The 20837-nt window shown below is 57.5% G+C and carries 12 protein-coding genes and 6 pseudogenes; 4 read left to right on the forward strand and 14 right to left on the reverse strand.

Annotation, left to right across the window (positions count from 1 at the left end; genetic code table 11):
• Positions 1–9: 9 nt before the first annotated feature.
• The 5 genes and pseudogenes from glgA to asd form a co-directional block, all read right to left on the reverse strand.
• Positions 10–1443, reverse strand: coding sequence for a glycogen synthase GlgA (gene glgA / locus AAHB66_RS21990; RefSeq protein WP_347116543.1), 1434 nt, complete (start codon positions 1441–1443; stop codon positions 10–12).
• Entirely contained in the window at positions 1443–2738 is a 1296-nt protein-coding gene (gene glgC, locus AAHB66_RS21995) for a glucose-1-phosphate adenylyltransferase (protein ID WP_142487404.1), read from the reverse strand. The genes glgA and glgC overlap by 1 nt, the downstream gene beginning before the upstream one ends.
• 18 nt (positions 2739–2756) lie before the next feature.
• Positions 2757–4734 (reverse strand): annotated as a pseudogene (gene glgX / locus AAHB66_RS22000) (glycogen debranching protein GlgX).
• 3 nt (positions 4735–4737) lie between these two features.
• Positions 4738–6918: pseudogene (gene glgB / locus AAHB66_RS22005) on the reverse strand (1,4-alpha-glucan branching enzyme); the annotation flags it as partial.
• 249 nt (positions 6919–7167) lie between these two features.
• Complete coding sequence (gene asd, locus AAHB66_RS22010) at positions 7168–8271, reverse strand: aspartate-semialdehyde dehydrogenase (RefSeq protein WP_347114568.1); 1104 nt, start codon at positions 8269–8271, stop codon at positions 7168–7170.
• Positions 8272–8448: 177 nt separating this feature from the next.
• Here asd and AAHB66_RS22015 point away from each other — a divergent pair, with 177 nt between their 5' ends.
• Positions 8449–9042, forward strand: a complete 594-nt coding sequence (locus AAHB66_RS22015; RefSeq protein WP_032614883.1) for a YhgN family NAAT transporter — start codon at positions 8449–8451, stop codon at positions 9040–9042.
• A gap of 203 nt (positions 9043–9245) precedes the next feature.
• Here the strand turns inward: AAHB66_RS22015 and AAHB66_RS22020 are convergent, their stop codons facing one another.
• The 6 genes and pseudogenes from AAHB66_RS22020 to AAHB66_RS22045 all read right to left on the reverse strand — a co-directional run bounded on the left by AAHB66_RS22020 (position 9246) and on the right by AAHB66_RS22045 (position 15165).
• Positions 9246–9692 carry a hypothetical protein gene (locus tag AAHB66_RS22020; protein ID WP_347114571.1) on the reverse strand — a complete coding sequence of 149 codons (447 nt, stop codon included), beginning with the start codon at positions 9690–9692 and terminating at the stop codon, positions 9246–9248.
• Between the two features lie 519 nt (positions 9693–10211).
• Positions 10212–11553, reverse strand: a pseudogene (gene gntU, locus AAHB66_RS22025) (gluconate transporter).
• Positions 11554–11556: 3 nt separating this feature from the next.
• A complete protein-coding gene (gene gntK / locus AAHB66_RS22030) occupies positions 11557–12084 on the reverse strand; it encodes a gluconokinase (RefSeq protein ID WP_039032525.1) in 528 nt (175 codons plus the stop codon).
• 126 nt (positions 12085–12210) lie between these two features.
• The gene (gene gntR / locus AAHB66_RS22035; RefSeq protein WP_347114572.1) at positions 12211–13206 is read right to left on the reverse strand and encodes a gluconate operon transcriptional repressor GntR; all 996 of its coding nucleotides are present in this window, start codon (positions 13204–13206) and stop codon (positions 12211–12213) included.
• 101 nt (positions 13207–13307) lie between these two features.
• Positions 13308–14003: a pirin family protein gene (locus tag AAHB66_RS22040; protein WP_347114573.1), complete on the reverse strand. Its 696-nt coding sequence runs from the start codon at positions 14001–14003 to the stop codon at positions 13308–13310.
• A gap of 123 nt (positions 14004–14126) precedes the next feature.
• Positions 14127–15165: pseudogene (locus tag AAHB66_RS22045) on the reverse strand (oxidoreductase).
• 173 nt (positions 15166–15338) lie between these two features.
• Here AAHB66_RS22045 and AAHB66_RS22050 point away from each other — a divergent pair.
• Together AAHB66_RS22050 and yhhY are read left to right on the forward strand one after the other, a co-directional pair.
• Positions 15339–15990 (forward strand): annotated as a pseudogene (locus AAHB66_RS22050) (polymer-forming cytoskeletal protein).
• A gap of 218 nt (positions 15991–16208) precedes the next feature.
• Positions 16209–16697, forward strand: coding sequence for an N-acetyltransferase (gene yhhY, locus AAHB66_RS22055; protein ID WP_347114574.1), 489 nt, complete (start codon positions 16209–16211; stop codon positions 16695–16697).
• 115 nt (positions 16698–16812) lie between these two features.
• Here yhhY and ggt read toward each other — a convergent pair.
• A pseudogene (gene ggt, locus AAHB66_RS22060) lies at positions 16813–18532 on the reverse strand (gamma-glutamyltransferase); the annotation flags it as partial.
• Positions 18533–18654: 122 nt separating this feature from the next.
• Here ggt and AAHB66_RS22065 point away from each other — a divergent pair.
• Positions 18655–19032: a DUF2756 family protein gene (locus AAHB66_RS22065; RefSeq protein WP_347114575.1), complete on the forward strand. Its 378-nt coding sequence runs from the start codon at positions 18655–18657 to the stop codon at positions 19030–19032.
• Here the strand turns inward: AAHB66_RS22065 and ugpQ are convergent.
• Positions 19029–19769, reverse strand: a complete 741-nt coding sequence (gene ugpQ / locus AAHB66_RS22070) for a glycerophosphodiester phosphodiesterase (RefSeq protein WP_347114576.1) — start codon at positions 19767–19769, stop codon at positions 19029–19031. The genes AAHB66_RS22065 and ugpQ overlap by 4 nt on opposite strands.
• Positions 19766–20836: a sn-glycerol-3-phosphate import ATP-binding protein UgpC gene (locus tag AAHB66_RS22075; protein WP_347114577.1), complete on the reverse strand. Its 1071-nt coding sequence runs from the start codon at positions 20834–20836 to the stop codon at positions 19766–19768. The genes ugpQ and AAHB66_RS22075 overlap by 4 nt, the downstream gene beginning before the upstream one ends.
• Position 20837: the final 1 nt, after the last annotated feature.

Raw genomic sequence — 20837 nt, forward strand, 5'->3', positions numbered from 1 at the left:
CCAGCATTGTTACATCAAGCGTTGATAAAGATCGCGGTAGGACTGCGCCGCAACTTGCCAGCTAAAATCCATGGCCATCGCCTGGCGCTGAACAAAACGCCACAAGGAAGGACGAGACCACAACACGAAGGCACGACGAATCGCGCGTAACAGCGACCAGGCATTGCTGTCCTCAAAGACAAATCCGCTGGCGATGCCGTCTGCCAGGTTCTCCAGCGAGGTGTCGGATACGGTATCCGCCAGCCCGCCGGTACGCCGCACCAGCGGCAGCGTGCCGTACTTCAGGCCATACAGCTGGGTTAAGCCGCAGGGCTCAAAACGACTCGGCACCAGGATAACGTCGGCGCCCGCCATGATGCGGTGCGAAAACGCTTCGTGATAGCCAATCTGGACGCCAACCTGACCCGGATGCTCGGCGGCCGCCGCAAGGAAGCCCTCCTGCAATACCGGATCGCCCGCGCCCAGCAGCGCCAGCTGTCCGCCCTGCTCCAGCAGGCCCGGCAGCGCTTCGAGCACCAGATCGAGCCCTTTCTGGCTGGTCAGACGGCTCACCACCGCAAACAATGGCACCTTGTCGTTAACCTTCAGCCCCATGGCGACTTGCAGTTGACGTTTGTTCTCGGCCTTGTCTTCCACCGAATCGCGGTTGTAGCGCGCGGTCAGCAGCAGATCCGACTCCGGACTCCAGATCTTTTCATCCACGCCGTTGAGGATGCCCGACAGACGCCCTTCGCGCTGGCGCTGCGCGAGCAGTCCCTCCATGCCGTAGCCAAACTGCGGCTCGGTGATCTCCCGCGCGTAGGTCGGACTCACGGCGGTGATGTGGTCGGCGTAGTACAGCCCGGCCTTAAGGAACGAAATCTGCCCGTTAAACTCCAGCCCATGGATGTTAAAGAACGACCATGGCAGATCGATGTCATCCATATGTTTGGCTAAATACAGCCCCTGATAGGCCAGGTTATGCACGGTAAAGACCGACTTCGCCGGATGGCCACGCGCCGCCAGATACGCCGGTGCCAGCCCGGCGTGCCAGTCGTGGGCATGCACGACGTCCGGGCGCCAGAACGGATCCAGCCCGGAGGCCATCTCCGCCCCGACCCAGCCGAGCAGCGCGAAACGCAGCACGTTATCGGTATAGGCAAATAAGTTGGTGTCGTGGTACGGGCTCCCTGGGCGGTCATACAGGTGCGGGGCATCAATCAGGTAGATGCCCACGCCGTTGTAATGACCAAACAGTAATGTGATGCGCCCGGCAAAGGTATCGCGGCGGCTGACAATCTGGGCGTCAGGGATGCCGCGACGAATATCGGGAAAAGCGGGTAACAGCACGCGAGTATCGACCCCACCGGCAATTTGCGCCGCCGGTAGCGCCCCAATCACATCCGCCAACCCGCCGGTTTTCAGCAGCGGGAACATCTCAGAACAAACGTGTAAAACCTGCATCATCGCTCCTGTTTGATCTGCAGTTTACGCAGCATTTCACGCGTAACCAGCACGATGCCTTCTTCTGAGCGGTAGAAACGGCGCGCGTCCTCTTCCGCGTTTTCTCCAATTACCATGCCTTCCGGAATGACGCAGGCACGGTCGATAACGCAACGACGCAGGCGGCACGAGCGGCCAACCCAGACGTCGGGTAACAATACTGACGAATCAATGTTGCAGAAGGAGTTCACCCGCACGCGCGGGAACAGCACCGACTGCACCACCACCGAGCCCGAGATAATGCACCCGCCGGAGACCAGCGAGTTCAGCGTCATGCCGTGGCTGCCCGAGCGGTCCTGGACAAATTTCGCCGGCGGCAGAGACTCCATGTGGGTACGGATCGGCCAGTTGTGGTCGTACATATCCAGTTCCGGGGTCACCGAGGCCAGATCGAGGTTAGCCTTCCAGTACGCCTCCAGGGTGCCGACATCGCGCCAGTACGGTTCTGAATTAGGATCGGACTGCACGCAGGAGAGTGGGAACGGATGTGCATAGGCCATGCCAGATTTGGTGATTTTCGGGATGATATCTTTGCCGAAGTCGTGGCTGGATTTCTCATCCTTGTCGTCTTCTTCCAGCAGCTGATAAAGGTAATCTGCATCAAAGACATAGATCCCCATACTGGCCAGCGCTTTGGTGTCGTCACCCGGCATTGATGGCGGGTTCGCCGGTTTTTCAACGAAATCGATCACTTTGTCGTTTTCATCTACCGCCATCACGCCAAAGGCCGTCGCCTCGGCAACGGGCACCGGCATACAGGCCACGGTGCAGCGTGCCCCTTTTTCGACGTGGTCGATGAGCATGCGCGAGTAGTCCTGCTTGTAGATGTGGTCCCCGGCGAGGATCACCACGTACTCGGCGTCGTAGCGACGAATAATGTCGAGGTTTTGCGTCACCGCATCGGCGGTACCGCGATACCAGTTTTCGCCATGCACGCGCTGTTGGGCAGGTAACAGGTCGACAAACTCGTTCATCTCCTCACTGAAGAACGACCAGCCGCGCTGAATATGCTGCACCAGGGTGTGTGACTGGTACTGGGTGATCACGCCAATACGGCGAATGCCTGAATTCAGGCAGTTTGACAGGGCAAAATCGATAATACGGAATTTCCCACCGAAGTGGACGGCGGGCTTGGCGCGCTTAATCGTTAAATCTTTTAATCGGGTACCGCGGCCACCAGCAAGAATCAGGGCAACAGACTTCAATGGCAGCTGACGCGCCAACATTAGAGGGTCGTTCTTATCTAACCTAACCATGATCAACTCCTTTTATTATCATCTCTGGAATACACATACACCGTGCGCAGGCCCATGCCAGGCAGTCATAACGACCGGATTATCCTCTCCGGCAAATGGGGGGGATGGCCCGCCACTCCCCTTCGGGTAAAACAATTTCTGCGACCTCATCTGTGGCGTTAAGCGTGATAAGCCAGCTATCCGAAAGCAGGATTTGCAGGCACGGCACGCCGCTTTGCCACTCACGCGCTTCCAACGGTTGCGCCTCTTTATTCAGCCAGCAAACATTGCCGTCGCCCTCTTCCCACCACTGGTTCAGGGTGAGCGCCGGGATCTGCTGACGCAGATGGATCAGCGCAGCGGTAAAGTCGGCTAATCCACTGTTGGCCTGTTGCCAGTCCAGCCAGGTTAACGGGTTATCCTGGCAATACGCATTGTTGTTACCGTGCTGGCTGTGGCCATGTTCATCGCCTGCCAGCAACATCGGCGTTCCCTGCGACAAAAGCAGCGTGGAGAGCAGCGCGTGCACGCTGGCGCGGCGCCGCTCAATCACATTCAGATTGCCACTTAATCCTTCGATACCATGGTTAAAACTATGGTTATTGAAGGTGCCGTCACGATTTTCTTCGCCATTGGCTTCATTGTGTTTCTGATTGAAACAAACGCAGTCACGCAGGGTGAACCCATCGTGCGCGGTAACCAGGTTTATCGACGCGGAGGGCAGTCGCCCGTTGCGCTTGAACAGATCGCTGGAAGCGGCAAAACGCCCGGCAAACTGACCGAGTGACAGATCGCGCGCCAGCCAGAAGCGGCGTGCGGTATCACGATAGTGGTCGTTCCACTCGGCAAACGGCGGCGGGAAATTCCCCACCTGGTAGCCGCCAGGGCCGATATCCCACGGCTCCGCAATCAGCTTCACGCCCGACAGCAGCGGGCAGTTCTTAATCGCCTCGAACAGCGGTGCCTGCGGGCTGTATTCCGGCGTGCGTCCAATCACTGACGCCAGGTCAAAACGAAAGCCGTCGATATGGAAGGTTTCCACCCAGTACTTCAGGCATTCATACGCGTACTGCACCACCGCCGGATGGCTGAGATTAAGGGTGTTACCGCAGCCGGTCCAGTTGTGGTAATCGCCATCCTCTCTTAACCAATAATAGCTAGGGTTATCAATTCCGCGCAGGGAGAACGTCGGGCCTTCCAGATCCAGCTCGGCACTGTGGTTGAGGACGATATCCAGAATGACCTCAATACCCGCTTCGTGTAGCGCCTTCACCGCATCACGAAACTCATCCCGGGCCCGCTCAGGATGCGAGGCATAGCGCGGGTCGAGGGCAAACATCGCCATCGGGTTGTAGCCCCAGTAGTTGCTAAGACCCAGACGCTGCAGGCGCGGCTCGGAGGCAAAATGGGCTACCGGTAATAATTCCAGGGCGGTGATCCCGAGATGCTTAAAATAAGCAATCATCACCGGGTGACCGAGCGCCCGGTAGGTGCCGCGGATCGCCTCCGGAATGCCGGGGTGCAGATACGTCAGCCCTTTCACGTGGGCTTCATAGATAACCGTCTTGCCCCAGGGCGTATTGGGAGCAGCGTCCTCTTCCCAGTCGTAACGATCGTCGCTGACCACCACGCTGCGGGGCGCCACCGCGGCACTGTCCCGGTGATCGGCGGTCACTTTGCCACTGTGCAGCAGAACATCGTCCTTCAGCGTCCCTTCAACCTGATACGCACAGGGGTCGAGCAGCAGCTTGGCGGGGTTAAAGAACAGTCCTCTGGACGGTTCCCAGGGACCATGCACCCGAAAACCATAATGGGTGCCGGGCCGGGCATGCTCGAGGTAGCCATGCCAGATATCGCCAGTGCGGCCCACCAGATCGTAACGGTGTTCAATGCCCTTATCGTCAAACACGCAGAGTTCAACCCGATCCGCATGGGCGGAAAAGAGGGTGAAGTTCACCCCTTTGCCATCGTAGCGTGCGCCGAGCGGCGCCGGGTTACCTGCAGCGAGCTGCGTCATTCCCCCCTCCCGCACCAGCCAGATCGTGGACAGCGGCGGCAGGGTAAGGCTCAGGGACTGTGGTCGACCATGACTCTCCTGCTCATCGCTCTGCACCAGTCCGCCATTGCCCGCGTTGCTGCCGTGGTAATGCATGGAGTCGGTGTTCAGCACTTCACGCCATTTGCCCGGCTGATTGATGCCGAAACGGTAGTGATGACGCGTTACCGGGGTGAAGTTACTGGCGACAATAATTTCGTTACCCACTTTGTCACGACGGACAAAGATCAGCACCGAGCGTTCGTTGTCATCCACCACCAGCCACTCGAAGCCGTAATCGTCAAAGTCCAGCTCGTGCAGGGCCTTGTGGTGACGGTAGGTATGGTTGAGGTCACGCACCAGGCGCTGAACGCCGTGGTGCCAGTTGTCACCCCCTTCCAGCAGGCTCCAGTCGAGGCTGGAATCGTGGTTCCACTCCCGGCCCTGGGCGAACTCGTTGCCCATAAACAGCAGTTTTTTGCCCGGGAAGGCGAACATCCAGCCGTAGTAGGCGCGCAGGTTGGCAAACTTCTGCCAGGCGTCGCCCGGCATGCGGTCGAGAATGGATTTTTTGCCGTGGACCACTTCGTCGTGGGAGAGCGGCAGGACAAAGTTTTCGGTGCCGTTATAGAGCATGCCGAAGGTCAGTTTGTTGTGGTGATACTGGCGATGCACCGGATCCAGCTTCATGTAATCCAGGGTGTCGTGCATCCAGCCGAGGTTCCATTTGAACCAGAAGCCGAGACCGCCCATGGATGGCGGACGGGAGACGCCCGGGAAGTCCGTGGACTCTTCCGCCATCGTCACCGCGCCCGGCGTCTGCTCGCCGAGAATACGGTTGGTGTTACGCAGGAACTCAATGGCTTCCAGGTTTTCCCGGCCACCGAATTCGTTCGGGATCCACTCACCCTCTTTGCGGCTGTAGTCGCGGTAGATCATCGAGGCGACGGCATCCACGCGCAGGGCATCAATGCCGAAACGCTCGATCCAGTAGAGGGCGTTGCCCACCAGATAGTTGGTCACTTCCCGGCGGCCGTAGTTGTAGATCAGGGTGTTCCAGTCCTGATGATAGCCTTCGCGCGGATCGCTGTGCTCATACAGGTTGGTGCCGTCGAATTCCGCCAGACCAAAGTCATCGGACGGGAAGTGGCCCGGCACCCAGTCGAGGATCACGTTCAGCCCGGCAGCGTGTGCGGCGTTGATAAAGTAGCGGAAGTCGTCGCGGGTGCCGAAACGGCGGGTTGGGGCATACATGCCGGTCGGCTGATAGCCCCAGCTGCCGTCAAACGGGTGTTCGTTAATCGGCAGCAGCTCCAGATGGGTAAAGCCCATCCATTTCACATACGGGATCAGCTGGTCGGCCAGCTCCCGGTAGCTGAGCCAGAAGTTGTTATCGGTATGACGACGCCAGGAGCCAAGATGGACTTCGTAAATGGAGATCGGCATATCGAACTGGTTGGCGCGGATGCGCTCTTCGCTCTGGGCGACTTTCTCCGGCAGGCCGCAAATGAGCGATGCGGTTTCCGGGCGCATTTGCGCTTCGAAGGCATAGGGGTCGGCTTTGATACGCAGCTTGCCGTGGGCATCGATCAGCTCGTATTTATACAGCTGGCCGTTTTGCGCACCGGGGATAAACAGCTCCCAGATGCCGGTCTCGCGACGCAGGCGCATCGGGTGGCGACGGCCATCCCAGTAGTTGAACTGCCCCACCACCGACACGCGCCGGGCATTCGGTGCCCAGACGGTAAAGCGGGTGCCGGTCACGCCGTCCATGGTGTCGGCGTGGGCCCCGAGCGTCTCGTAGGGACGCAGGTGCGTACCTTCAGACAGCAGCCAGGCATCCATCTCCTGCAGCAGCGGACCGAAGCGATAGGGATCGTCGATCAGGTTCTGCTGACCATGCCAGATGACGGCGAGCTGATAACGGAAGAAGTTTTTACGGCGGGCCATCACGCCAGCGAAGAAGCCGCGTGAATCGATACATTCAAGTTTACCGACCTTGCGCCCGGTTTTGGGTTCGATGACCCACACTTCCGTCGCGTCAGGAAGCAGTGCCCGGACTTCCAGTCCAGCTTCAGTGCGGTGCATGCCAAGTACAGAAAAAGGATCCGCAAAGTGACCCGCAATAAGCGCATTAATCACGTCTCTATCAATACGAACGGACATGGTATTCATCCTGTTTTTTTAGTTGCCGCCCCTTTCGCGCACCGGGTACGACCTTAATGTGACCTGGACGGAACAGCACCTTGTGCATCCTCTCTGTTCCATCCAACCTCCAGGCGGAATATGTGACATCCCGCATAAAGCATAGCCAACGCTTTATATGACTCCCGAAAAATAATGAATCATTTGCGTTTTCGTCCTTTAGTACGCAAAAAAAGGGGTGATAAATCACCCCTAAGTATTAAGTATTTATTACGCCAGCTGGCGTAGCATCCTGCGCAGCGGCTCTGCGGCACCCCACAGAAGCTGATCGCCGACGGTAAAGGCGGAAAGGTACTCCGGGCCCATATTTAGTTTACGCAGGCGTCCTACAGGGGTAGATAATGTGCCGGTGACCGCAGCCGGGGTCAGCTCGCGCATGGTGATGTCGCGATCGTTAGGGATGACTTTCGCCCACTGATTGTGAGAGGCGAGCAGCTCTTCCACTGTCGGAATAGACACATCTTTTTTCAGTTTAATGGTGAATGCCTGGCTGTGGCAGCGCAGCGCGCCGATGCGCACGCACAGGCCGTCAACCGGGATTGCGGAAGCGGTGCGCAGGATTTTGTTGGTCTCGGCCTGGCCTTTCCACTCTTCGCGGGTCTGGCCGTTGTCCAGCTGTTTGTCGATCCACGGGATCAGGCCACCGGCCAGCGGTACGCCGAAGTTATCTACCGGCAGCTCGCCGCTGCGGGTCAGCTGAGTCACTTTACGCTCGATATCCAGAATCGCGGATGCCGGGTTTGCCAGCTCTTCCGCCACGCTGTGGTGCAGCTGGCCCATCTGGGTCAGCAGCTCGCGCATATGGCGCGCGCCGCCGCCGGAGGCCGCCTGGTAGGTGGCCACAGAGACCCACTCCACCAGATCCTGGGCAAACAGACCGCCCAGCGACATCAGCATCAGGCTGACCGTACAGTTACCGCCGACGAAGGTTTTGACGCCTTTGTTCAGGCCGTCGGTGATAACGTCCTGGTTAACCGGATCCAGAATAATGATCGCGTCGTCTTTCATGCGCAGCGAAGAGGCCGCGTCAATCCAGTAGCCCTGCCAGCCGCTTTCACGAAGCTTTGGATAAATTTCGTTGGTATAATCGCCGCCCTGGCAGGTGACGATAATGTCCAGCGCCTTCAACGCTTCCAGATCGTAAGCATCCTGCAACGTGCCTGTGGTACCCCCAAAGGACGGTGCAGCTTGGCCGAGCTGGGAAGTGGAGAAGAAGACCGGGCGGATAGCGTCGAAATCGCGCTCTTCAACCATGCGTTGCATGAGTACAGAGCCGACCATACCGCGCCAGCCGATAAAACCAACGTTTTTCATAGCATTTTTTTCCTGCAGAGGGTGTGTGCTGTTTATGCAAGCCAGTATTGAACTGGGATATGCTTCACATTACAAAATGCTGCCAAAGTCGCAAGCGAAATTAATCGATGATTGCCCGGCTATCAGAAAAAGCGCTAATCATCGGGATAACCATACAAGTATCAGGGATAATCTACGATGAGTGAAATCATTTCCGCAGCTGTTTTATTGATCCTAATTATGGATCCACTCGGAAACCTGCCTATTTTCATGTCGGTGCTGAAGCACACCGAGCCAAAGCGCCGTCGGGCCATCATGATCCGCGAGCTGCTCATCGCCCTGCTGGTGATGTTTATCTTCCTTTTCGCTGGCGAAAAAATCCTCGCGTTCCTGAATTTACGCGCTGAAACGGTCTCCATTTCCGGCGGGATTATTCTGTTCCTGATTGCCATCAAAATGATTTTCCCGAGCAGCGAAGGCAGCAGCAGCGGCCTGCCTGCCGGTGAAGAGCCCTTTATTGTGCCGCTGGCGATCCCACTGGTCGCCGGGCCGACGATTCTGGCGACGCTGATGCTGCTGTCGCATCAGTACCCGAATCAGATGAGCCATCTGGTGATTGCCCTGCTGATTGCCTGGGGCGGGACCTTTATCATCCTGCTGCAGTCGTCGCTGTTTTTACGCCTGCTGGGCGAGAAAGGGGTCAATGCGCTGGAGCGGCTGATGGGATTGATTCTGGTGATGATGGCGACGCAGATGTTCCTGGACGGGATTAGGGCGTGGATGAAGGGCTAGCAAGGTAAAAGCAAAACGACAACGAAAGTTGTCGTTTTTAATGTCTGCACCCTCTCCCTGTGGGAGAGGGCCGGGGTGAGGGCATCAGGCCGCACAGACTTCCCAGCCCCCAGCCATGCCGGGTGGCGGCTTCGCCTTACCCGGCCTACAAATGCTCCCGGTACGAAATGTAGGCCGGGTAAGCGCAAGCGCCACCCGGCTTTTTACAGCAGCACGACACCTTCATCTGTGCGCAGCCAGCGCGGTGCTTTCAGCGTATCGCTATAAAACCCAACCAGTTCCTGGAGTAAATCTCCCGCCACTCTTTCATCACTTTTTGTCAGCGATTGATTCAGGATCAGCTGTGTTAACAGCTGGCAAAAACGTCCTAACTGATCCACTTCCGGTTCAAATACGGGCAGCGCCAGCGGTAAGTCATCCACCGTCAGGCTCGTCTTTAAATACTCTGGAACAGGTTCAAGCAGCGTTGACTGAAGCAAAGCAAGGCAGGCAGAAAGCCGCCCGCACACCGCCATTTTCTGGGCCGGATCGTCGCATTCAACCAGTGCGTCAACAAATTGCGCGCAGTTGTCTGCCAGCTCGGTGAAATCGGTGTTGTGATTGAATGGCGTGGTAAATAAAAAATGAGAAAAGCTAAGGGTAGTAGTCATAAGACAGCCTCCAAAGAGTAGTTTTTATCCACCACTGGAGAGGCTAATCTCGCTGGTGGCGGAACCGAGCAGGGTTAGCCTTACCGGCCTCTTTGGATACCGGCGCGTCTTGCGACGCCCCCGCTCGGCCCACCGTTGGAGTGTAGCTAAGCGCGCGACACAAAAATACTTGTGTCACCAAAGAGGTAGTACAGGAGGCTAATCCTGACGCCTGATTTTGCAGGCGTGGCAAAAAGATACCGCTTTGCTGATGGTCTATCAAGCGAGGCTCTGGAAGGCTGCTCGCATAACCAGAAATTAAATCTCCAGCGGCGATTTTCTTTGCCGGGAGCAGAGGTCTACGTTTCCTGCACACACAAAAAAAGCCGGGTGGCGCTTACGCTTACCCGGCCTACGGTTCGAAGTTTTGTAGTTTTGTAGGTCGGGTAAGGCGAAGCCGCCACCCGACAAACATACCCGCTCTGCGGCCTGATGCCCTCACCCCAACCCTCTCCCACAGGGAGAGGGAGACAAGAAACACTAGCTCAGCAGCGTAAACGCAATCATCCCGACAATCGCCCCGGTGGTGCCGAGGATGGTTTCCATCATCGTCCAGGTCTTCAGGGTTTGCGCTTCTGTCGCCCCGGTGAATTTACCGAACAGCCAGAAGCCCGCATCGTTAACGTGCGACACCACAATCGAGCCACCCGCGATACAGATAGACAGGGCTGCCATCTGCGCACCGGAGTAGTTCAGCTGTTCAATCACCGGCATCACCAGTCCGACGGCGGTTAAGCAGGCCACGGTCGCAGAGCCCTGAATGATACGCACCGCCGCAGCCAGCACGAAGCAGGTCACCGCAATCGGCAGGCCCATCCCGGTCAGGGCGCTGCCCAGTGCCGGGCCGACGCCGGAATCTACCAGCACCTGCTTGAACACCCCGCCTGCACCGATCACCAGCAGAATAATCCCTGCCGGCTGCAGCGCCGCACCGCAGATCTCCATCACCCGGTCTTTCGCCATGCCCTGACGCATCGCCAGGCCATAGATGGCAACCAGACAGGCGACCAGGATCGCGGTGAACGGATGGCCGATAAACTCAAACCACTCATAAGCACTCGAGCCTACCGGCACAAAGCGCGCGGCGATGGTTTTCAGCCCTACCAGCACCAGCGGCAGCAGGATCAGCGACAGGCTGAAGCCGAACGACGGCATTTTGCCCTCGCCCAGGTGCGGCTCGGTAACGTCGTCCGGAATGTGCAGTTCAACGTAACGGCTGATGAAGTTGCCCCACAGCGGACCGGCGATAATCATTCCCGGGATCGCGGCGCAGAGACCAATCAGGATCATCCAGCCGAAGTCAGCGTGCATCTGCGAGGCCAGCAGCATCGGCGCAGGCCCCGGCAGCAGAAATGCCGCCGCCGCTGCCACACCGGCAAACAGAGGAATAACCAGCTTCACCAGGTTGGTGCCGGTATGACGCGCCATGGAGAAGGCCACGCTAATCAGCAGCACGACGGCCACCTCAAAGAACAGCGGCAGCGCGCAGATCAGACCGGCCAGACCAATTGCGTAGTGCGCCCGGCTGTGGCCGAACGATTTCAGCATTTTGACGGCGATCTGATCGACCGCGCCGGTTTCATGCAGGATTTTGCCAAACATCGCGCCAAGCGCGACCACAATCGCCAGGAAGCCTAACGTGCCCCCCCATCCCCTTTTCCATGGTCGCGGCGATTTTGTCGAGCGGCATTCCGGAAAAGAGACCTGCACCAATGGATACCACCATCAAAGCGACGAAGGCGTGCATACGGGCCTTCATCACCAAAAACAGCAGCAACAGCACGGAGCCGACTGCTGTTAAAACAAGCGTTAACGTACTCAAAACTTACTGCCTTTTGTTAATGACCTCAATGGTGCTGGCAACAACACCGTCCAGCGGCTGATCGATATCCACGACCAGTACATCGCTTTCGTCCGCACCCGGTTCCTGCAGAGTTTCAAACTGCGTAACCAGCATCTGGGTTTTAAAGAAGTGCCCTTTACGCGCTTTCAGACGGGTTTCGATCACGTCGAAATCGCCCTTCAGGTAGATAAAGGAGAGATTAGCGTTACCTTCGCGCAGCTGGTCGCGGTAGGTCTTTTTCAGCGCGGAGCAGACGATCAGCGACACTTTGTTGGTGCGCTGCATGGCAAAAGCGGCATCGTTCAGCGCCTGCAGCCACGGCTTACGATCGTCGTCGTTCAGCGGCTCGCCAGAGGCCATTTTGGTGATGTTGCTGCGCGGATGGAGAAAGTCACCATCAAGAAACGCGGCATGAATTTGATGCGCCACTTCGCTGGCAACGGCAGATTTACCGCTACCGGAAACGCCCATCAGGACATAAACGTGGTGATCTGGATTTGTGGTGCTCAAAGTATGTCCCTCAGTCAATTGTTACGGGTAACAGTTATCGGTAACATTGTCCTGCCGGGGCTGATGAGAAGCAATATCCAAACGTGTGCGAAGTGAATAAGTGTGAGCTAGTTCAAACTTGTCACGCTAAATAGATCCACCTGGTGACAGCGTGAAACCTAAATCTAACATTTTAGGCGTCACCGTTTCGCCACGAATGCGCGCCAGCAGGCGTTCCGCACCGATACGGCCCATGCGCTCACGCGGGGTCAGGACGCTCGCCAGACGCGGCTCCATGACCTGACCGATGTCGTGACCGTGGAAACCGGCAATCGCCATGTCACCCGGGATAGAAAGCCCCAGACGCTGGCATTCAAAGGCGGCGCCTACCGCGAGGTCATCGTTGGTACAGAAGATGCCATCAAGCTGCGGGTACTCGCGACGGGCCTGGCGCATCAGCTCAATGCCGGAGGTGTAGGAGGAGGACTGCTCGACCATCACGCTGTAGGGCGTTAAGTTGGCGTCGAGCATCGCCTGCTCGTATCCCTTCTGTTTGATGATAGTACGTTCATCCAGACGTGCGCCAAGATAGGCGACATGACGATGACCGCGGGCGATGATCGCTGCCGTCATCTGACGGGCGGCTTCGAAGTTATCGAACCCGACGGCGATATCGAGGCAGGGCGACTGACTGTCCATCAGCTCGACCACCGGAATGCCCGCCACTTCAATCATTTTGAGCGTGCGTGGGGTGTGGGTGCGTTCAGTAAGGATCAGGCCATCAATGTTCCAGGAGAGCATCGACTCCAGACGCTCCTCTTCCAGTTCCGGTTTGTAGCCGTAGTGAGCGAGCATGGTCTGATAGCCAAAGGCGTCGGTGACGCTTTCGATGCCGCGGAGCACTTCCGCGAAGACCTGGTTGGTTAAGGAGGGAAGCAGGACGCCGACCGCGCGGCTGGTCGCATTGGAGAGAATATCGGGGGCGCGGTTGGGGATATAACCCAGTTCATCGAGAGCAGCGGCAATCTTGCCACGTAACGCCACGGACACCTGTTCCGGGTTACGTAAGAAACGGCTGACCGTCATTTTAGTCACACCGACGCGATCGGCTACATCCTGAAGTACGGGTCTTTTCTTTTTCATCGTCCTGAGAGAAACCGGTAGTGATAGATTCCCTCAGTTTATCACGGACAAAGACCAACCTTCCCCTGTGATAAGGGAAGGCTGGACATTTTATTCAGGATTTAGACCGGCGGCAGGTCGAACAGCAGAATCTCAGCGGCGCTGTCGGCATGCACGGAGATCGCCTGCTCGTCCCAGATAGCCAGACCATCGCTGGTGGTCGCTTTGGTGCCGTTGATGGTCACCTCGCCTTTCACCACCTGGATCCACACTTTGCGGTTCGCGGCGATCTGGTGCACAGACTGCTCGTCTTTCGCCAGCGCCCAGCGATACAGCTCCATGTCCTGATGCACTTTCAGCGAGCCGTCACGGGCATCCGGAGACAGAACCAGCTGTTTCCCCTGCTCGGCGTCAAAGCGGCGTTGCTCGTAGCGCGGGGTGATGCCTTTCGCTTCCGGAATGATCCAGATTTGATACAGGTGCAGTTTTTCAGTTTTGCTTGGGTTGTATTCGGAGTGACGCACCCCGGTACCCGCACTCATAATCTGGAACTCGCCCGCCGGCACCTGCTCTTTGTTACCCATACTGTCCTGGTGCTCAACCGCGCCTTCCAGAACGTAGGTCAGAATTTCCATGTCTTTATGCGGATGGGTACCAAAGCCCTGCCCGGCATCAATCACGTCGTCGTTAATGACGCGCAGTGCCGAGAAACCCATAAAGTTCGGGTCATAATAATCGGCAAACGAGAAGCTGTGCCATGAGTCCAGCCAACCATGATTTGCGTGACCGCGGTCGTTTGCTTTGCGTAAGAAGATCATTGTTTTTACCCTCAGTTCGTTTCGATGGAGTAAGTGTGGACGCAATCGACCTGGGATCATAGAGGGTGAAAATTGACTCCTCTGTTCAAAATATCTGAATAAGTACAGAGGAGTCGTTCAGGCCTATTTGGCAAGGGTTACCGTGGCAGGTGAAGCCTGCTCAAAGGCCCGTTCAAGGATTTCCAGGTTGGTCATCAATTCAATTTCCTTGACGTAATTAGGGGTACCTTTTGTGAGCGTATCATAGAGCGCATCGTAGACCTGACCGTAGTCGCCGGTGCCCGGTTTGATCTCCTCTTTCACCGTCACGCCCGCGTCGTTAACGTACTCCAGCACGCCCACGGACTCATCCGCCGCAAACCCCGGTTCACCCGGCATGATGTTGGCCTTCAGGCTGGTCTCCTGCTGGTCGATGCCGTACTTGATAAACGAGCCTTTGGTGCCATGGACGATGAATTTCGGGTAGTCGATCTTCACCAGGTGGCTGGTTTTGACGATCGCTTTCAGGTCGCCGTAGAACAGCTGGGCTTCGAAGGTATCGTCCGGGTTGGCTTTATTGCGCAGGCTGCGGATGTCGTAGGCCACATGGTCCGGACGGCCGAACAGGCTGATAACCTGATCCATGGTGTGCACGCCGAGGCCATAGAAGGAGCCATCCTGCGGCAGGCCGGGTTTCGTCTCCGCCACCGGACGGTAGTAATCGAAGTGGCTTTCGAACTCGACGATCTCGCCCAGCTTGCCGCTCTCAATCGCCTGTTTCGCGGTCAGGAAGCAGGTGTCAAAGCGACGGTTCTGATACGGGCTTACGGTCAGCCCTTTGCTGCGGGCAAGTTCGAACAGCTCTTTTGCTTCGGCCATCGTCGGGGTGAAGGGTTTTTCCACCAGCACGTTTTTACCGGCTTCCAGAGCGCGTTTCGCGTACTCAAAATGGCTGTCGGCGTGGGTACAGACGATCACCAGCCTGACCTCAGGGTCGTTCAGCACCTCGTCAAGATCGCTGGTGAAATGAATATGGGAGTACTGGGGGGGACTGCTCTTCCGGTTTCGGGTGGCGGCGGAAGATATGCGCCACATGCCAGCTGGCTTTACGGGTGAGAACGTACGGAAGGTGATAGCGGGTGGTGCTTTTGCCAAATCCAATAAATGCGCAGTGTAGTGTCATAGTGGTTTTCCTGGCTTAGGTCTCTGCTTTCAACCATAGCGCAACCTGGCGGTGAAATATATTTCTATAACGAATCCTAAAATGGCGGTCGGAACCTTGATCCTGACCGGAATTACCAGGATAAGGGGACGGCCAAAACCCCATGCTCGCGAAAGGAGTCGCGCTCATTTTCTATGGACAGAAAATATCTCGCGTTAAATAGCGCCCTTCTCTTCTGGCTGCTCGCGCTGGTCGCCTGGTGCTTAGATGCCCGCTTCCTGGCGTGGCTGTTCGCTGCAGTATCCTTGCTGAGCTTTGGCATCTCCCTTCTACTTAATCAGGTCAAGATCATGTTTAAAAAGAGTAAAACCCCCCGAGACTGGCAAGCCAGAAATCATCCTTCCTCCGGTGCCCGTCATTGAAAAAGAGCCTACCGCCACGGAGAAACACGGCACCACAGTTATTGCCAGCGATGTCCGCTTTGAAGGCAACGTCGTTTCCGGCGGTCACGTCTACGTTCACGGGACGCTTATCGGCAATATCGACTCTAAAGAGAGCCTGATAAAGATCATGCGTGGGGGTCAGGTGGAGGGGAATATCACCTGCCGGGAGCTGATCGTTGATGGCAAAGTGATGGGCCAGTGCAGCAGCGATGTCATTGAGATCTGCGAGAACGGTCAGGTCACGGGAACCCTTGCCTACCGCACTCTGGCGGTTAAAAAAGGCGGCCTGTTTTCCGGCCAGGCGGAGGTGCTACCGGCTGTCGCGGAAAAGACCAACGTGGTGGGCCTGATGAAAGAGAGCACCCCCGACCCGCTCGATCTCGTGCCGCTGCAAAAGCTTTAGGGCAAAAAAAAGCCAGCGATAAGCTGGCTAAAATAATACTGGAAGCAATGTGAGCAATGTCGTGCTTTCAGGTTTCCGTAGAGGTCTTCCTGAATGCAGGACAATAATAATCATTCTCATTCGCACTTGTCCACTCATTTTTTGCAAAAAATGCTTGTTGACTCACATTTCAATCTCATGGATGTTGAAAGGGAACCTAACTAACTGAGGAAGAAGGAATGAGTGAGATAGTGATACGCCACGTTGAAGCCGCCGATGCCGAAGCTTTACGCCTGATTAACGCCCATCCAGGGGTGTATCACGATACTCTACAACTTCCTCACCCTGCGATGGACATGTGGAAGGAACGTGTCGCGCAGAAACCCGGCAGACGCCAGCTGGTGGCCTGCCTGGACGGACAGGTTATCGGCCATCTGGTGCTGGACGTGATGGAAAATCCACGCCGCAGCCATGTGGCGACCTTCGGGATCGGTGTTTCAGCCGAGGTGCAGGGCCGGGGTGCGGGCAGCGCGTTAATGCGTGAGATGATCAACCTGTGCGACAACTGGTTGCGCATCGAACGCATCGAGCTGACGGTGTTTGTCGACAATGCCTCCGCCATTGCCCTGTATCGTAAATACGGCTTTGTGGTGGAAGGCACCGGGAAGAAGTTCGCCCTGCGTAACGGCGAGTTTGTGGATGCGCACTTTATGGCGCGGGTGAAGTAATCTCCCCCCTCACCCCGGCCCTCTCCCCATAGGGGAGAGGGTGTAGTATATCCCCTATGGGGAGAGGGTTAGGGTGAGGGGACAAACTCAATATCCCGCCGTCAAATCCCCCCGGCGTGCGTGGATCCGATGCGCCATACAGCGCGCCATCCGGCCCGACCATAATGCTCTGGGTGCTGCCCATCGCCTCTTTCACCGCCACCTTTTGCCCGCGCTGCTCCAGCAGCTTCAGCGTATCCGGGCTAAAGCCCTTCTCCACCCGCAGCTCATCCGGCAGCCACTGGTGATGGAAGCGCGGCGCGTTGGTGGCCTCTGCCACGTTCATCCCATAATCGATGCTGTTGACCACCATTTGCAGCACGGTGGTGATAATGCGGCTGCCGCCAGGGCTGCCGGTCACCAGCCAGGTTTTGCCGTCTTTCACCACGATGGTCGGTGACATCGACGACAGCGGACGCTTCTTCGGCCCCACGGCGTTGGCGTCCCCGCCCACCAGCCCGTAAACGTTCGGCACGCCCGGCTTGGCGGAGAAATCATCCATCTCATTGTTGAGCAGAATGCCGCTGTTGCCCGCCACGATCCCGGTGCCAAATACGGTATTCAGCGTGTAGGTCACCGCCACCGCGTTACCATCTTTATCCACCACCGAGAAGTGGGTGGTCTGGTTGCTTTCATAGGGTTCCAGCTTGCCCGGGCGGATCTCGCTAGAGGGTTTGGCTTTGTTGATATCGATCTGATCGGCCAGGGTTTTGGCATAGGCTTTATTGGTCAGCGCCTGCCACGGCACCTTGACGAAGTCCGGGTCACCCAGATACTCCGAGCGGTCGGCGTAGGCATATTTTTCCGCCTCGGCCATCACCTGCATCGTATCGGCACTGCCGAAACCAAATTTATGCATATCGAAGTTTTCGAGGATGTTGAGGATCTGCACGATGTGGATCCCGCCGGAAGACGGTGGCGGCATGGAGTAGACCTGATACCCGCGATAGTCCCCGCTAATCGGCGTGCGTTCCACCGCTTTGTACTCCGCGAGATCGGCTTTGGTGATCAACCCACCGTTCTTACTCATCTCTTCGGCAATCTGATCGGCAATCGTCCCTTTATAGAAGGCATCCGGGCCGTTTTCGGCAATCATCTCCAGACTTTTGGCGAGGTTGGTCTGCACCAGCTTGTCGCCCTTCTTCAGCGGTTCGCCCTCCTTCCAGAAGATCGCTTTGCTGTTCTCATGGTTGGGGAGCACTTCGCTGCCGTAGGTTTTTAGATCGTCGGCCAGGGCGTCGTTGACCTCAAAGCCGTCGCGCGCCAGCTTGATGGCCGGTTGCACCACTTTGTTCAGCGGCAGGGTGCCGTACTTATCCAGCGCCAGCGAGAAGCCCGCTACCGTACCCGGCGTGCCGGTCGCCAGATGGGAGGTGAGGGATTTTTTTACTGTCGGCGTTGCCCTGGTCGTCGAGGAACATGTCGCGCGTGGCCTGGGAGGGTGCCATTTCACGGAAGTCGATCGCCGTGGTCACGCCATCTTTAGTACGCAGCATCATAAAACCGCCGCCGCCGAGGTTACCCGCCTGCGGGTGCGTTACCGCCAGCGCATAGCCGACCGCCACCGCCGCATCCACCGCATTACCACCCTGCTTGAGGATATCCACCCCGACCTGGGTGGCGAGGGCATCCACCGAAGAGACCATCCCCTTCTGCGCCCGCACGGGATGGAACACATCTTCTTCCACGCCGTAGGAGACCGGGGGCGCGGCAGGCGGATTCGCTGCCACGCAAAACGTACCGCCTGCCGACAGGGCAGCAATCGCTACCCAGCGTAAAAACGTTGGTTTCATCATTGTTATTCTCCAGGTACAGGGACTCATGCTCCCGCTTAAGCCTGGTTCATAACTCTTAAAAAATCATCGTAGTGCAGGATCCGAGGTAAACTTAAAGGAGGCCTCAGAAGGAGGGAGTAACAATGAAACGACTGATTCTTGTTGCGGCGTTACTGCCGTTTGCCGTGCTCGCGCAGCCCATCAACACCCTGAACAACCCCAACCAGCCGGGCTATGAAAACCCCAGCCAGCAGCGGATGCAAAATCAGATGATGATCCAGCAGCAGCAGCAGACAGGGATGCTCAATCAGCAGCTGCAGACGCAGACCCGCGTTCAGCAGCAGCATCTGCAAACGCAGATGAACAATAATACTCTGCGGGTTCAGCAGAGCCAGCCGGGGGTGCAGGTTCTGCCTAACACCAGCGGCGGGATGCTGAGCGGCGTAGAGTCGTCGGGCGGCGTACAGCAGCAACATATGCTGCCGCAGCAGCAGAACGGCTCTATGCTGAATAACCCTTAGGGCTGAAAGTCCGGACCGATCAGGGCAATCGCATCGGTACAGATGCTATCCACGCCCCAGCGCAGCAGCTCTGCTGCCCGCTGGGGCTGGTTAACGGTATAGACCAGGATATGCAAACCGGCGGCCTTAATTGCTTTCACCCGCGCCTCATCCAGCAGGCGATGGTTGAGGTGAATCGACACGCAGCCCAGCCGGCTGGTCAGCTCGCGCCAGTCTTCACGCCACTCATCCAGCAGTAAACCGCGCGGCAGCTCGGGTGCCGCCGCCTGCGCCGCTTCCAGCGCGTCGATCTCAAACGACGACAGCAGCGGAGCGATCATCCCTTCCCACAGCTCACGCGCGGCCAGCGCAATCACCTTGCCGGTGAGCGGCCCGGTACCGGTGGTCGGTTTGATTTCGATATTGGCCATCATCCTTAGCTTCCGACAGCGGTCGGCCACCTCGGCCAGCAGCGGCAGCGGCTCGCCTTTGAACTCGCCGCTGAACCAGCTTCCGGCATCGACCTTCAGCAGATCGCGCCACGGCAGCTCGCCCGCCACGCCCCAGCCGTTGCTGGTGCGCTCGAGGTTGTCATCGTGCAGCAGGAAGATCTCCCCATCTTTCGACAGCTTAGCGTCGAATTCGATCATGGTGTGGCCGTAGCGCGCACCGACGTCAATCGCCGCCAGGGTGTTCTCGGGTGCCAGTTTACCGCCGCCCCGGTGGGCGACGATGCGGGGATAAGGCCAGTAACTCATACGCGTTGTCCTGTTTCGCCATCAAATAAGTGCAGATGATTTTCCGGCAGATGCAGCCACAGCGTGCTGCCCGCTTTCGGGCGCTCCTGATGCGACATGCGCACCACCAGCTTCTGCTCGCCCCAGCGTCCATGCGCCAGGTTATCGGCACCCAGCATCTCGAGGGTGTCCATTACCAGCGGCACCCCGCCTTCCGACTGGGAGCTTAGCGCAATATGTTCCGGGCGGATACCCAGCGTCATTTTGCGTCCGGCATAGCCGCGATAGAACCAGTTAATCGGCAGCGCCATGCCGCTCTCCAGTTCGAAATGGGTGCCCGCGGCGCTGATGCGCCCTTCCAGCAGGTTCATCGCCGGGCTGCCGATAAAGCTCGCCACAAATCGGCTGGCGGGCTTTTCATAGACTTCCACCGGGGTGCCAATCTGCTCGGCAATGCCTTTGTTCATCACCATCACCCGCTGGGCGAGGGTCATGGCTTCCACCTGATCGTGGGTGACGTACAGAGAGGTAGTTTTCAGTCGACGGTGCAGCTGCTGTAACTCAAGACGCATCTGCACGCGCAGCTTGGCGTCGAGGTTAGAGAGCGGTTCATCGAACAGGAACACCGCCGGATCGCGCACAATGGCGCGGCCCATCGCCACACGCTGACGCTGACCACCGGAGAGTTCGCGCGGACGGCGTTTTAACAGGCCGTCCAGCTCCAGAATGCGCGCCGCCTCTTTGACGCGTTCGTCGATATGGCTTTTACCCATCCCGCGGATTTTCAGCCCCCAGGCCATGTTCTCCTCCACGCTCATGTGTGGGTAGAGGGCGTAGTTCTGGAACACCATCGCAATGCCGCGATCTTTCGGCTCCATTTCGGTAACGCGCTGGCGGTCAATCCAGATATCGCCCGAGGTGACGCGCTCCAGCCCGGCGACCATCCGCAGCAGGGTCGATTTGCCGCAGCCGGACGGGCCGACCATCACGATAAATTCCCCGTCCGCCACGTCGAGCGTGAGCGGCTGAATGACCTGGGTTTTGCCATCCCAGCTTTTGGTAACTGCCTGAAGTTTTAAACCTGCCATT

The sequence above is a fragment of the Leclercia sp. S52 genome (genome assembly GCF_039727615.1).
GTDB classification, from domain to species: Bacteria; Pseudomonadota; Gammaproteobacteria; order Enterobacterales; family Enterobacteriaceae; genus Enterobacter; species Enterobacter adecarboxylatus_B.